Origin of the sequence: Microcosmobacter mediterraneus, assembly GCF_031846265.1 — a bacterium.
GTDB lineage: Bacteria > Bacteroidota > Bacteroidia > Flavobacteriales > Flavobacteriaceae > Microcosmobacter > Microcosmobacter mediterraneus.
Genome location: NZ_JAVRIA010000003.1, coordinates 170895 through 187192 on the forward strand (window position 1 = coordinate 170895; position 16298 = coordinate 187192).

The window sequence follows — 16298 nt, forward strand, 5'->3', positions numbered from 1 at the left end:
GTCTATAATTTGTGAGGTAAAAATGGATAATTATCTTGTTCATAAACGACATCATACATAATGTTTTTATCAGGATATGGTGACTCTTCTGCAAAAGTCTCACATTCTTTTACTAAGCTCTTAACGCGTTTATCTATCTCTGCAATCTCATCTTCAGAAGCATATTTCTTATCTAAAATAATCTCTTTAACTTGATTGATTGGATCTATCTTTTTGTATTCTCCTACTTCATCTTTGGTTCTGTAATGTTGTGCGTCACTCATTGAGTGACCTCTGTAACGATAGGTTTTCATTTCTAAAAATGTTGGGCCATCACCACGACGAGCGCGCTCCATTGCTTCATGTACAGCTTCAGCAACTTTAACAGGATTCATTCCATCTACTGGTCCACAAGGCATTTCGTAGCCTAAACCTAATTTCCAAATATCTGTATGGTTTGCTGTTCGTTCTACCGAAGTTCCCATAGCATATCCATTATTTTCGCAGATAAAAACTACTGGTAATTTCCAGAGCATAGCCATGTTAAACGTCTCATGCAATGAGCCTTGTCTAACTGCACCATCTCCCATATAACATAAAGTTACTGCTCCTGTGTTATTATATTTGTCTCCAAAAGCCATACCTGCTCCTAAAGGTATTTGTCCTCCAACGATACCATGACCACCATAAAACCCTTTTTCTTTTGAGAAAATATGCATAGAACCTCCTAAACCTTGAGAGGTTCCTGTAGCTTTTCCATAAAGCTCTGCCATGACGCGCTTTGGGTCTACTCCCATTCCGATCGGTTGTACATGATTACGATATGCTGTTATCATTTTATCTTTAGAAAGATCCATGGCATGCAATGACCCAGCCAAAACAGCTTCCTGACCATTATATAAATGAAGAAATCCTCTTACTTTTTGCTGAATATAAACAGCGGCAAGTTTATCTTCGAACTTACGCCAAAACATCATATCCTCATACCATTTTAGATATGTACTCTTTGTGACTTTTTGCATGTATTCTGTTTTTATTTCAAACGAATAACAAAAATAGCACTTTAGTTACGAATCAAAAAACAGTAATCTTTAAAATTTAAACTATAACGTTATAGGACTTCTTTATCAAAAATAAAAGGAAGCAAATTTGTTAAGGAACTAGATTTAGCTACTTCTCCAACTTTTCCCATAAAATAAATTTCTATTGGCTGTTTTTGCTTAATCTCATACTCTAAAATAGCCTGTCTACAAGCTCCACAGGGCGGGATTGGTTTATCCGTAACTTTTGTTTTTGAAGAAGCTGTTATTGCCATTCTAGTAATCTTTGAATTAGGATGTTGTGATCCAGCATAATAAATCGCTGTACGTTCAGCACACAATCCTGAAGGATATGAAGCATTCTCTTGATTGTTTCCTGTAATTATCTTGCCATTATCAAGACTTAATGCAGCTCCAACCTGAAAATTAGAATATGGTGAATAAGCTTTAGCTCTAGCCTCTATAGCTTGTTGCATTAACATTTGAATATCATTTGGTAATTCTTGTAAAGATGAATAAACTTCTAAAGAGGATTCTACAGTAATTTTTCTCATAGTCTTTAATGAGTTTAGACAAAAAAACTATTGCGCTAACAATAGTTTTTTTATGATTATTATGTAATATGATATCTAATATTCTTCATACTCTTCATCTCCAAAATTAAAAGTTAGAGAAAAACGCAACGTATTCTCTAAAGGACTCTGAACTTTAGATGCAGAGAACAAATACGATAAGTCTATATTAATAGTTGAGTACTTAAATCCTGCGCCTAGTGCAAAGAATTTACGTGCTCCTTTTTCTTCAGCTTCATTAAAGTACCCAGCTCTAAAAGCAAATGATTCTTGGTACTGATACTCTGCGCCTAATGCCCAAGTAAATTCTTGAATTTCTTCACTAAAACCTCCTGGTGCATCTCCAAACGATTGGAAAATACCATTAATAAAACTTACATTGTTATCTTGTCCTTCAACAATTATAGTAGGCTCATTACTATCCTGAACTCCATTAGGTTCTGTGTCTCCATCTTGAATGATATCTTCAAAACCTAAAAGTGGTGGCGTTGGCACCAATAATTTAGTTACCTCAGCAGTAATACCTAATTTATTATAATTGTCGAAAATAAAATCGAAACCACCTCCTAATCTTAAGTTAGTTGGTTGAAAATTTTCTCTTCCGCCATCATCATATTTAAACTTTGGTCCAACATTCTGAATGGCAAACCCTGCTCTCCAACGACCATTAAAATCGTTATATGCTTCTTCCTCACTTTGGTAATATCCAGAGATATCTACACCAAAAGTATTGGCAGCATTAGCATTTGGGTCTACTTGATTAATTCTTAAATCTGATCTTAAATATCTTAGCGTTACACCCATAGCAAATTGATCTGCTAAGCGAAGTGTATACGCTATATCTGCTGTAAATTCATTAGGCTTTACATTAACTCCTGGATCTGTTGGTCCTTGAGTTAGTGTAATCTCACCTAAACTGAAATATTTAAAACTACCAGAGATAGCACTATTTTCTGTTAATCTATTGAAATAGGTTAAATAACCTACAGAGATATCATTTACAAGTCTACTGAGGTAAGGAGTATAACTTAAACTAATTCCTGATTTTGCCTCAGAAAATGCATACTTAGCAGCATTCCACTGTTGAGCGTATCCATCTACAGAAGTTGCAACTCCCATATCTCCCATACCAGCAGCTCTGGCATCTGGAGCAATTAACATAAAAGGAACACCTGTTGTAATTACAGAGGACTGATCTGGGAATACAACTGTTTCCTGTCCAAACGATAGGTTTAAATATATAAGAGTGATAAGGGTTAAAACGTACTTTTTCATATTCTATTTAGTGTCTTTGTGCTGTGTACACGACATTATAAACGTTCGCAAATATAAGTTATTATTAGAGGATTACAAGTTTTTGAATTTTTTCCACTTGTACATTGAGTGTTTGTGATTTTACTTTAAGTTTATAAACATAAACTCCTTTTCCTATTTTATCACCAAAATCATCTCTTCCATCCCAGATAATATCTTTAGATAAGGTACCTGTAGATTTACCACTTGTATTCGTAGAACCATTTAAGGTTCTGACCAATTTTCCGGAAACTGTGAAAATTTGAACCGAGATATCTAATGAATCTGCGCTATTATGATTAAACCAAAACTCAGTATAGTCTACAAAAGGATTAGGATAGTTTAAAACATTTGTGATTTGGAGGCTCTCATCTTTATCAAAAACAACAAACTGAACTTCTGATGTTGTTGAGTTATTGTAAACATCCCAAGCCTTGAAGGTTAAAGTGTGCAAGCCTGGCTCTAAATCTCTGAATGGAAATGAGACCACACCAGAAGTGTAGTCATCTACATTAGCTTGGTAATAATCATTTAAAATAAAAGGATTAGTTTCATCACCATCTAAAATAGCTGAAATATCATGACCAATTCCACTGACTGTATTTATTCCATTTGTATCAGACAATTTTGCTAACAATGTTGGAGATTCGTTTGTTATCCCTCCATTCACAAAGTTTTCATCATTCATAAATAAATTAACTATTGGTGGCTCATTATCTGCTTCTGCATTTTCATTAATACCTCCTACAGTAATATCAAAACTATGACCTGCTTTATCTTGAGTGAAATTTTCATCTACTGCATAAAAACTAACTTTACCTTGTCCTAACGGAATGGTGATGTCTCTTGGTACAACAAATTCAAACTCAAATATTCCATTAGTTACAGAGGCTTGCCCTTTGAAGATTAAATTTCCTAAGGTTTCAAATTCTATCTTAATAGCACTACCTCCTTGTTGTACTCCATCATTAGCGAGTGTTTCTCTTTGGATAGGTTTATCAAAAATAGTTGCTGTTAACACACCATTAAAATTAGTGTTTAAAGCTCCTGAGAGGTCCAACACTTCGCCAGACATTTTTATTTTACTAAGTGCTTCTAAATTATCAGTATTTTGACCTATTGGTGTATCGTTGATAGCTGTTAATCTAATATTGGGCTCTGCAAAAGCCAATTTCATTGCTGGATCTCCAATAAAAAAGACTAGGCGCTTCTGTGGATTACCAGCTACACCAGGATCTGTTTTAGTTAATCTGAGAGCTTCTGCCATTGATGGGTATTCATTAGAACCATAAGCAAATAAATACTGATTCATTTCCTCATTAATAATTCTCCCAGGTGTTACAAAAATTTGACGCGTTGTAGTAATTAAAGCAATGGCTCCTGCATTTTTATTCCAATAGGTGAATTCACCTGCTGTTGGTCTATTAGGATCATCAAACTTAGTGTACTCGCAAGTAACGGTTATAAATAAATTAAACTTACAAACATTATTAACTTCTTGCGCATCATCCTTATCAAAGATTCGCTCTTTTGCTAATCCGTCTTCTCCTCCATGACCAAAATAATTAACGACTAGTGCTCCAACTTCTATAGCATCTCTGATAGCTTCATTTACATCTGGATATCGATCACCTGCAGATGATGATTCTTGTTGGTAAGCATCAGTTAATATTTTAACAGAGTTTACAAAGGGCTTATCTAATGTAATTTCATCTGCAATATTATTGGTTGTTGTTTGTAATGTATTTTCCCAAGCTTCATCTACATCATCAGCCACACCTAAAAACGTATTTCTCCAACTACCATAAGCTTCATTAGCATAATAGCCTTGAATTTTATCGACTAAGTCTTTGGCACGTTGCGGAGAATCAGCCAAAATTCTACCTACTGCTATATCTAATCGATCGCTTCCAACGAGATCGTCACCTTCATTATCATCTAGCATACCATAATAATCGTCTGACACAAATGAACTTGTTAAACTAAAACTACTTAAAGCATGCCAAGAGGGTACATAATTAGTATTATTGGGTATTCTATTTTTATAATCATAAGATCCATCTCCAAATAAACAAAGGTATTTTAAACGACCTGATTGTGATTGAGCATTATCATAAACATACTTTACCAAATTTCTAATTGCAGAAATATCTGGATTACCAGAGCTAAACTCTAAATAAATGTCTTCTAGTTTAAGCACTCTTACAGTTAAACCATATTGCTGTCTGTTAATATCAGCTAAACGCAAGGCTTGATCGTAAAAAACACTTGGTGTTACGATAATATAATCTACATCTTCTACTTCACCTTGCTCATTAATAAAAACAGTACCTTTTATATCCTGGTTAGAAATTGAAATTAAATTATCTGTTAATGGTGTATAAGCATCTTCTGGAGAAAAAGCTAAATAGTTTTTTAATGTTCCGGCCGAAGCATTAAAACTAAATGTGTTTAAATTATCTGCATTGGTTACACTTGTTACATTATATTTATCTGAAATATCCCAAACTTCTGATACTGATGTTGCGTTGCTAATGTTATATTCAACAATACCAGAAATTGTAGCCACACTATTATTTTTAAATAGTAACTGTTCATTATTGTAAGTTAATGCTCGAGTCGCTTCAATAGAAATAAAATCCAAATAGCCTTTTGAGGATGGATTACCTGCATTATCATAAGTAAGTGTTATACTAATATCTTCTGAACTTACCGAGATAGGCTCATCTAACTCATTAGAACTTGCTAAAACAGCATCATCTGGATTTATAACTGAAAAACCTATAACACCAGCATTAGTTCCATTTACATCAATGCTAAAACTCGTGGCAGACTCAGAAATCCCTGCAGTTAAGACACGCAATTGAATAGGTATTGTTGTCACCAAATTAGGAAACAAAAACTCGTAGGTACGTACTGTTTCAATATCAAATTTATCTCCAAACCATCGCCTTCCTAACTTAGCTAAATTAAACTCATCTACTTCATAGAATTGGTAATCTTGAAACTCATCAATAAAAACATCTGGAGTTTGCTCTGATTGTATCATAGATTGAATACGTTTACCGTTACCAGAGCTAATGTTTACATAGTAATATGATTTTTCTGAATACAAATTAATATTAGTATCACTTACGTCGCTATAACCTGTTGGTCCTTCAGCGTAAAATAAAATATAATCTTCATTATCAAATGAGCCATCGCTTTCTCCAACAAATCTTATAGCATTCTCCATTAAATCTAATGGATAAAACTCACTGTTAGCCTCAGGCAACATTGCACCTCCATTACCAAAAATTTTAATATTTCTTGGATCTACTGCATCAGTATTAATACCTATTTGATTAAGAAAGCTTTTACTTAAACGAAAAACTCCTGTTTTATCAACATGAAATCTATACCAATTACCTGAGCTTAATACTGAGTTGGTAATATCTTGCACATCATTAGCATCTCTTCGATTTGAAGGAGTAAAGTTTATAGTAAAACTTACCAATTTTTTATATTGTCCTCTATCCTTAATTATAGGGCTTAATGTTAAATACGCAGATAATTTATCTCTACTCTTAGCATTACTTAACTTTACATTATGACCAGATGATATAGTTTTAAGGTTAATATCTTTTAAGTCTGAAATTGATATTGGTTGATAAACTGTATTAGAAATTGTTGGCGAACCTTCATCGATGTAACTAGAATTTTCCCACTGCGCAAAAAAAGTAATACCATTATCAATTGTAAAGCTGAAGTTTTCTTTCTGAAATGAAGGAATTTCTTTTACTGTAATGCCAGAAGCATATTCTGTAGTACCTTCCCATTCAATCACAAAATCTTTTCCCTGAGAAAACGCAATGCTTAAAAAAAACAGACAAGTAATGGTTAGTAGTATCTTTTTCATAGTAAATTAACGAGACAAAATGACCCTTATTATTGTACTCTTCTTTTTTTATCAAAATTACAACAATAATTTATTTTTGGCGTCGTTAACTAAGAACAAATTACAGCTAAAAAGGGTCTAAAAATCCGATATTCTGTAATAAAAACAGGATGAAATGCACTTTTTTTTGCAAATTCATTCCAAAAAAGGTTGCTTTGTAACCTATTATTATTATATTGCGAATCAAAATTTAACTAGCTTACTTAAAACGTATGGATATGAAAAATGTCTCAAATCTAAGGATATTACTAGCCCTAACGCTATCCTTAGCGATGTTCAGCTGTAAAAAATCCTCAAGCTCTTCTAACAGTTCTAGAGCCACTGGATGGAACATCAATAATAAAAAAGGAGGATTTCAATACAATACAAACTTCAAAGAGCAGCAAACTGCTCCTGGTTTAGTATTTGTTGAAGGTGGTACTTTTACAATGGGTAAAGTATCTGATGATCCTATGCATGATTGGAACAATAGTCCTAATCAGCAACATGTTCAATCCTTCTACATGGATGAAACAGAAGTTACTAATTTAATGTATATGGAATACTTAGATTGGTTAAAAAATGTTTATCCGCCAGACGATCCAAATTATTCATTAATATATAAAGGTGCACTTCCAGATACTCTAGTATGGAGAAACCGATTAGGTTATGCCGAAATGATGACCGAAAACTATTTACGCCATCCAGGATATGCAGAATATCCAGTTGTTGGTGTTAGTTGGATTCAGGCCGTTGAATTTGCAAATTGGAGAACAGATCGTGTTAACGAATTATACTTAGAAGAAGCTGGTTACATTGGAAGAGATGCTAAAGTATCTGAAAATATTACTGCAGATTCTAATTTTAACACTGATGCCTACATCAATGCACCATCACAGACCTATGGTGGCAATGAAGATATTTTAAATGGTGGAAGAAGGAAACAACAGACTGATGCTGAAGGAAATCCTATAAATGTATATGCTAAAAGAGAATCTGGTATAATTTCTCCGGATTATCGTTTACCAACTGAGGCAGAATGGGAATATGCAGCTCTTGGTCTTAGCGAGTTAAGAAGCTATAATGTTTACAGAGGTCGAAAAAAATATCCTTGGGATGGTCAATACACACGTTCAGGTAAACGTAAATGGAAAGGCGATCAGTTAGCTAATTTTAAACAAGGAAAAGGTGACTATGGTGGAATTGCTGGGTGGTCAGACGATGGCGCAGACATTACTGCTCAAGTAAAATCTTACGAACCTAACGATCATGGTTTATATGACATGGCTGGTAACGTTGCAGAATGGGTAGCTGATGTTTACAGACCTATTGTTGATGATGAGTTTAATGACTTTAACTACTTCAGAGGTAATGTTTATTACAAAAATGCTTTAAACGAAGATGGCACTACAAGAATTGTAACAACAGATGAGATGGCTTATGATACGCTACCTAATGGTAAAGTTGTTGTTAGAAATTTCCCTGGTGAAGTTGCTAAAGTTGCTGTTGATGAAAATGAAACGTACTTAAGAACTAACTTTGATAGGAGCGATAATCGTAACTTTAGAGATGGTGATAAGAAATCATCTAAGAGATATCGTGAGAGTTTCAGCGAAGACGAAAACAGAGACTCAAAAAACAAACCTAGTGAAACACGTAAAATGTACAACTCACCTCAGCATAAAATCGAAAGAGATTCTGCTGGAAACATTATTAGAGAATATGATAAATCTAATTCTAGAACATCATTAATAAATGATAATGTTAGAGTTTATAAAGGTGGTTCTTGGAGAGATAGAGCGTATTGGATTGATCCTGCGCAACGTCGCTACTTTCCACAAGATATGGCTACAGACTACATTGGCTTTAGATGCGCAATGTCTAGAGTTGGCTCTAAAAGTCAAGGCGGTTCAAAAAAACGTAACTAAGTAATTATATATTTTGAATTAAAAGTCCTAACATTGTTAGGACTTTTTTAATGGGTTAAATTCATGACAGCTGAAAAACTGCACCATTTATTTCTTAAATCTTCTCAGGTTTGTACTGATAGTAGAACCATCTCCAAGGATTGTATGTTTTTTGCATTAAAAGGCGATAATTTTAATGGCAATCTATTTGCTAAAGAAGCTCTAAATAAAGGTGCAAAATATGCTATAGTAGATGAAAATATAGATGTAGAAAAAGAAAACATCATTAAAGTAAACGACGTTTTAAAAAGTTTACAATCTTTAGCAACATACCACAGAATAAAACTAGGTATACCTGTAATAGCATTAACTGGTAGTAACGGAAAAACAACTACAAAAGAATTAATAAATTGTATACTTAGCACAACCTACAATACAAGTGCAACACAAGGAAACTTCAATAACCATATTGGTGTTCCTTTAACCTTACTCAACTTTAATAGTAATACCGAAATAGGTATTATAGAAATGGGAGCTAATCATCAAAAAGAGATTGAATTTTTATGTGAAATTGCTTTACCAGATATTGGTTTAATAACAAATTTTGGTAAAGCTCACCTAGAAGGGTTTGGTGGCTTTGAAGGTGTTATCAAAGGAAAAACTGAATTATACAGTCACTTAAAAGCCAATGAAAAACCTATAGTGACAAACCTAGACGATAAATTGCAAGTAAAACAGTTAGCAAATTACAAAAATACTATTGCGTTTTCTGCATCTCAAAGTAAAAATGTTTTGGAGATAATACAAACCGAACAAAGCAATAACTTTGTTACTCTAAAATACTTAGATACTCTTATAAATAGTAATTTAATTGGTAATTACAACTTTACAAACCTAGCCTATTCTATTACAATTGGTCATCATTATAAAGTTGATAAAGAAGACATAAAAAAGGCTATACAATCTTATGTCCCTAAAAATAATAGATCTCAAATAATTAAAAAAAATAGCAATTCAATTATACTTGATGCTTACAATGCCAATCCAACAAGTATGAAAGCTGCGTTAGACAATTTAAAAAACAACTCCTCTAATTCTAAATTCGCAATCTTAGGCGATATGTTTGAGTTAGGTGATGACGCCAAAAAAGAGCATCAATATATTGCTGAATATGCTGAAAAGAACACTAAGGTCTCTACTATTCTCGTTGGCGAAAATTTTTATACTTCCAAACTTTCAAAGCCAGAGTCTCTAAAATTTAAACAATTTTCAGATTTAGTGTACTATCTAGACAAGAATCCTATAAAAAAATCTACAATTCTTATCAAAGGTTCTAGAGGTATGGCTTTAGAACGCCTTTTAGATATAATCTAATTCTAAAAATTCGAAGATTTACGATATATATTATTTGTATAGTTATTTTTTAAGTATTAATAAAACTATACAAAGTTGTATATTGTACAATATTGCTGAAATATTAGGATATTATGAAGCATTTTAAGTACTGTTTTTTAATTGCATTTGTAATTATTTGTATACCAAAATTGGTTTCACAAGAGCTACCTCCAATACAAAATTTTCTTCCAGAACATTATCATGGTGAAACACAAAATTGGTCTATAACCCAAGACAATTCCAAAACCATTTATATAGCAAACAACAAAGGACTTTTATCTTTTAATGGTGAGCAATGGAGGCTTTATCCCTCACCAAACGAGAGTATTATTAGATCGGTTAAGGTAATAGACGAAAAAGTTTACTCTGGTTTATATATGGATTTTGGGTATTGGCAAAAGGACGAGATGGGTTTGTTACAGTATAATTCATTATCCAAAAATCTTAAAGTTGATCTTATTGAAGACGAACAATTTTGGCAAATTTCTGCACTTCAAGATTGGATACTATTTCAATCACTTAACAGAATTTACATATACAATACCATTGATGAATCCTTTAGTATTATTGAATCAAATACTGGGATTACAAAAATGTTTAAAGTAGAGGATCATATCTATTTTCAAAAAAATAACCAAGGTCTTTTTAAGATTGAAAGCGGAAAAGCCATTTTGGTAAGTGATGATCCGTTATTAATGAGTAACAGAATTATAAACGTCTTTGATAGAGACGAAAAATTACTAGTGCAAACTCAAGACAAAGGATTTTACACTTTAGGAAACTCCTCTATAAGACCATGGAATAACCAATTAAACGAGTTACTTAAAACCATTAGTACTTACAGTAGTATACAATTAAAGAATGGACACATTGCTCTAGGCACAATTTCTAATGGTTTACTTATTCTAAATAATCAAGGTGAATTATTAGACGAAATAAATCAAAATAAAGGATTAAGTAATAATACCGTTTTAGCACTACATGAAGATTTAGAACACAATTTATGGTTAGGAACTGACAATGGCTTATCCTGTATTAATATGAATCCACTTATTAAAATCTATGATGATTTTAATGGACAATTAGGATCTGTTTACACCTCAGCTTTACACCAAGGCTATTTATTTCTTGGAACAAACCAAGGCTTATTTTACAAGACCTATAATAGCATTGAAGATTTTAAATTCATTGAAGGCACCCAAGGACAAGTTTGGAATCTAACAATACTTAACAACAACTTATTTTGTGGTCATAATGCAGGGACGTTTATAATAGATAAAGCTACTGCCACAAAAATCGCTGATATTGAAGGCACATGGAACATCATGCCTATACCAAATAAACCAAATCTATTAATTCAAGGGAATTATGATGGCTTATATATTTTAGAAAAGAAAAACACCAGTTGGTCCATTAAAAATAAAATTGATGGTTTTAACATCTCCACAAAATATTTTGAATTTATTAATAACGAAGAAATTATTATAAGCCATGAATATAAAGGCATTATAAAATTAGAGCTTGATAGTGATTTCAAAAAAGTTAACTCCATTGATATTAATGACACTTTAAGAGGATTAAAAAGTAGTCTTGTAAAATACCATGACGAAATATATTACGCCTATAATAATGGTATATACAAATACAACCTAGAAGAAAACGATTTTATAAAAGATAATTATTTAAGTAAGATCTTTACAAAAGAAAGTTTTGTGTCTGGTGAATTAATTTCTGATCAAAAAAATAATCGATTATGGTTATTTACTAATAATGAAATTACATCCATAGAGCCAGGTAATTTTAGTAGTACTCCAAAAGTTGAATCTATTCCATTACCATATGAGCTTATTAAAAGTGTACCAGGTTATGAAAACGTATTATCTCTTAACGCAGATAAGTACCTTCTAGGTACAACAAATGGATACATTGTTTTAGACTTAAATAAAATTCCGAATAAAAATTATACTTCATCAATAACAAGTGTATTTAATGCAAAGAGAAAAAATGAAATCTCAAAGAATAGAGTATCTCTCAACTCTGAAGGTGAATTTACCAACGAGGAGCACGATCTAGAAATAACTTACACCATTCACGAATTTGATAAATATTTTAAGGCAGAATATCAATACCAGCTCTTAGGTATTTATGATACATGGAGTAACTGGTCAACAGACTCTAAGCAAACATTCGAAAATTTACCTCATGGTAATTACACCTTTAATGTTAAAGGTCGAATAAATAATAAAGAAACAGAAAACATTGCCTCGTATACATTTAGTATTGCAAAACCTTGGTATATAAGTAATACGATGCTCGTATTATATATAATCGGTTTTATCTTACTCTCTTTAATACTTCATAATGTATACAAACATTACTACAGAAAACAGCAAAATAAACTTGTTGAAGAAAACAGATTAGAGTTAGAGCTCAAAGAGCTTGAAAATCAGAAGCAAATTATGCGTATCCAGAATGCCAGTTTAGAACAAGATATAGAAAATAAAAATAGAGAATTAGCTATCTCTACGATGAGTCTTATTAAAAAGAACGAGTTCTTAAGCACTATTAAAAATGAGCTTAAAAAGTCTCCTAATGAAGAACTCAAAAAAGTTATTAGAATTATAGATAAAAATATAAACAATACAGATGATTGGAAACTCTTTGAAGAAGCTTTTAATAATGCAGATAAAGACTTCCTCAAAAAAGTAAAAGCTAAACATACCACCTTAACACCAAATGATTTAAGATTATGTGCATATTTACGTCTTAATTTAAGTTCTAAGGAAATTGCTCCTTTACTTAATATTTCGCCTAGAAGCGTAGAAGTAAAACGTTACCGATTACGTAAAAAAATTGGTCTAGCTCATGAAGAGAGCTTAACAAACTACATCATTGATTTGTAACAGCTAAACAAATTGATTTTTTAACCATACATAACCACAACATTTTTAAATTATTACATTATAAGCTCTGAGATTACCCAAGATTCTCTATGATATGATTATCTTTATAAACCAAGCTATTATTGAGAAAAGGTAATTATTATTGATGTTTTTTTACGATGTATGTTTTTTATTGTGGTAAATATTAAGAATTTAATAATCTTAAGTTCATAATTTAGAAATCTAAGATTTAATAACTATGATGAATAAAAAAATTTTCTATTTATTATTTGTTTTTACAACGTTCTCTTGGTCACAGACTTTAGATCTCACAGGTAACGTTAAAGACAAAGCAAACAATGATCCTCTTCCCGGAGTAAATATCGTTGTCAAAGGTACCAGTTTGGGAGCCTCAACAGATTTTGACGGAAACTTCGTTCTTAACGATGTACCTACAAATTCAGTTTTAGTTGTATCCTATCTAGGTTATCAAACTCAAGAAATCACAGTAACCAACGCCAATCCTCTAGATATTTTAATGGAGGAAGACGCAGAATCTCTTGAAACTGTTGTTGTAATTGGTTATGGTACTCAGAAAAAAAGAGAAGTTACAGGTGCAGTATCTACAGTTGGTACTGAAGTTTTAGATGAACTTAAACCAATTAAAGTAGAACAAGCACTACAAGGAACCGTTTCTGGTGTTAATGTAACATCACAATCTGGTGCACCTGGCGCAGGCTTAGATATTAGAATTAGAGGTATCTCAACTAATGGTGCTAATGGTCCTTTGGTAATTATCGATGGTTATCAAGGAGATTTAAGCATTTTAAATCCAAACGATATAGAAACGATAACGGTTTTAAAAGATGCTCAAGCAGCAATCTATGGTACTATTGGTGCAAATGGTGTTGTATTAATTACCACAAAGTCTGGTAGAAAAGGTGCTAAAACAAAAGTATCTTATAACAGTTGGGTAGGTTTTCAAGAAACTACAAGAGAGCTACCGCTTTTAAATGCAACAGAATATGCATTGATTCTTAACGAAAGTTATGCTGCTGGTGGCCAAGCTGTCCCTTTTCCAAATGTCAGTGGATTAGGGGTAGGAACTAATTGGCAACAAGAAGTATTTAACGAAGCAGTACCAATTATTAGTCATGATTTTAGTGTTTCTGGAGGATCAGAAAAAATAGCTTACTCTATTAGTGGTTCGCATTTATATCAACAAGGTATAATTGCTCCTGTGAAATCAGATTTCAGAAGAAACACAGCTAGGCTTTCGCTACGTGCAGATTTATCTGACAAAGTCAAAGTAAACACAAATCTTATTTATACATATTTAGATAGAGATGCTATTAATGATTCTGGACTAGGATCAGTACTTTTCAATGGATTAAATGCACCTCCAACGCTTTCACCTTTCCAAAGTAATGGTGACTTCTCTTTAATACCAAGTACTCCTGGTCTAGGTATAGAGATCATTAACCCATTAGCACAAATAGAAAACACATTCAATGATTTTGATCTCAAAAAATTAAATGGAACTGTTTCTCTTGATTATGAGATTTTAGAGAATTTAAATCTTACAGGACGTATAGGTTTCAATACAACAAATAGTGAAGGAAAAACGTTTGCAAAGCAAATAGATTATGGCGGAAAAGTATTTGATGTGCCAAGAAGTAGTGTTTCTCAAAATGCTATTAATGATGATAGTTACACCTTAGACTTCTATGGTACTTATAAAAATTCCTTTGCAGATGCCCACAATGTCACTTTTACTGTTGGTACAACCATCTATAAAGAATTTGGTAATGGTTTATTTGCTACTGGTTTTGATGTACCAAATAACGATTGGGGATTTGCTGATATAGCTTTAGCTAATGGCGCACCTCCAGCAGGAGCAATAACAGTTGGATCTTATCAATATGATGAAAGACGATTATCATTCTTCTCTAGATTACAATATGATTACAAAGGTAAATACCTTTTTTCTGCCATGCTTAGACGAGATTTATCAACAAGATTTGGACCAGGAAACAGAGTGGCTTATTTTCCTTCTGTAACAGCTGGTTGGGTTGTTTCTGATGAAGAATTTTTTAAAGAATCTAGTTTTATGAACTTTATGAAATTTAGAGTTAGTTATGGTATCTTGGGTAATGACCAAATTCCTAACAATGGATACATAGGGCAATTAAATGGAGAAGGTACTTATGTATTTGATGGTACACTTATTAATGGTGTTGCTATTGGCCAATTACCAAACCCAGATTTACAATGGGAAGAAGCCAAAAAATTTGATGTTGGTTTAGATTTAAAACTTTTTGATAATAAAGTAGATATTGTTACAGATTACTTTATCAATAAAAGAGATAATTTATTAATATCTAATATTCCTGTATCTGGTATTGTCGGAGTCTCTGCTCCTGGTGGAGCTGCTCCTACTGTAAATGCTGGTGGAGTTGAAAACAAAGGATTTGAATTTGCAATCACATACAAAGAAGATATTTCAGATGACTTTAATTTTAATATTAATTACAACCTAACTACATTGTCAAATAGAGTTACCGAAGTAAATAATAGTACAGGTTTTCTTGAAGGTGGTAGTTTTGGTGTTGGTCAACCAGCTATATCTAGAATGGAAGTAGGTCAACCAATTGGTTATTTCTTCGGTTATCAAACTAATGGTATATTCCAAAACCAAGGTGAAGTAAATGCACATCCATCACAAATTGCCTTAGGTGCAGATGCAGCTCCTGGTGATTTGCGTTTTGTTGACACCAACAATGATGGTGTTATAGATCCTAACGATAGGGTTAATCTAGGAGATCCAATTCCAGATATGACTATGGGCCTTAACTTAACATTTAACTATAAAAATATAGATTTCACAGCCTATGCATTTGCATCTATTGGAAATGATATGGTTAGAAATTATGAACGTACGTTGACTGATGTAAACAGATTAAATTATGTGTTAGGACGTTGGACTGGAGAAGGTACAAGTAACACAATACCTAGAGTAACAACTGCGGCTACATCTAACAATGTATTCTCAGACTTCTTTGTAGAAGATGCCTCTTATGTAAGAATCCAGAATATCCAAGTTGGATATTCACTACCTCAAGACGTTATTGATAAAATTGGTATGACAAAAGCAAGAATTTATGCTGGTGTAAACAACCTGTATACATTTACTAAATACAAAGGTTATGATCCTGGTGCTTCTAACGGAGCTCCTATTGGTGGCGGAATAGACTTCGGTTTCTATCCAATTCCAAGAACTTATCTATTCGGTATAAATCTTAACTTCTAAAAAA

General features: G+C 32.6%; 8 protein-coding genes. 4 read left to right on the top strand and 4 right to left on the bottom strand.

Annotation, left to right across the window (positions count from 1 at the left end):
* Positions 1-2: 2 nt before the first annotated feature.
* The 4 genes from pdhA to porU form a co-directional block, all read right to left on the bottom strand.
* On the bottom strand, positions 3-1001 hold the full coding sequence (pdhA, locus tag RM697_RS07285; RefSeq protein ID WP_311427210.1) for a pyruvate dehydrogenase (acetyl-transferring) E1 component subunit alpha: 999 nt from the start codon (positions 999-1001) through the stop codon (positions 3-5).
* Between the two features lie 89 nt (positions 1002-1090).
* Complete coding sequence (gene cdd / locus RM697_RS07290) at positions 1091-1573, bottom strand: cytidine deaminase (RefSeq protein ID WP_311427211.1); 483 nt, start codon at positions 1571-1573, stop codon at positions 1091-1093.
* Between the two features lie 75 nt (positions 1574-1648).
* Complete coding sequence (gene porV, locus RM697_RS07295) at positions 1649-2866, bottom strand: type IX secretion system outer membrane channel protein PorV (RefSeq protein ID WP_311427212.1); 1218 nt, start codon at positions 2864-2866, stop codon at positions 1649-1651.
* Between the two features lie 64 nt (positions 2867-2930).
* A complete protein-coding gene (gene porU, locus RM697_RS07300; RefSeq protein WP_311427213.1) occupies positions 2931-6782 on the bottom strand; it encodes a type IX secretion system sortase PorU in 3852 nt (1283 codons plus the stop codon).
* A 251-nt stretch (positions 6783-7033) separates the two neighbouring features.
* On the opposite strand from porU, the gene gldJ reads away from it, so the two are divergent.
* The 4 genes from gldJ (at position 7034) to RM697_RS07320 (ending at position 16294) form a co-directional block, all read left to right on the top strand.
* The gene (gldJ, locus tag RM697_RS07305) at positions 7034-8728 is read left to right on the top strand and encodes a gliding motility lipoprotein GldJ (RefSeq protein WP_311427214.1); all 1695 of its coding nucleotides are present in this window, start codon (positions 7034-7036) and stop codon (positions 8726-8728) included.
* A gap of 63 nt (positions 8729-8791) precedes the next feature.
* The gene (locus tag RM697_RS07310) at positions 8792-10081 is read left to right on the top strand and encodes a UDP-N-acetylmuramoyl-tripeptide--D-alanyl-D-alanine ligase (protein WP_311427215.1); all 1290 of its coding nucleotides are present in this window, start codon (positions 8792-8794) and stop codon (positions 10079-10081) included.
* Between the two features lie 113 nt (positions 10082-10194).
* Positions 10195-13005, top strand: a complete 2811-nt coding sequence (locus RM697_RS07315; protein ID WP_311427216.1) for a helix-turn-helix and ligand-binding sensor domain-containing protein — start codon at positions 10195-10197, stop codon at positions 13003-13005.
* A 241-nt stretch (positions 13006-13246) separates the two neighbouring features.
* The gene (locus RM697_RS07320; protein WP_432277881.1) at positions 13247-16294 is read left to right on the top strand and encodes a SusC/RagA family TonB-linked outer membrane protein; all 3048 of its coding nucleotides are present in this window, start codon (positions 13247-13249) and stop codon (positions 16292-16294) included.
* Positions 16295-16298 lie beyond the last annotated feature (4 nt).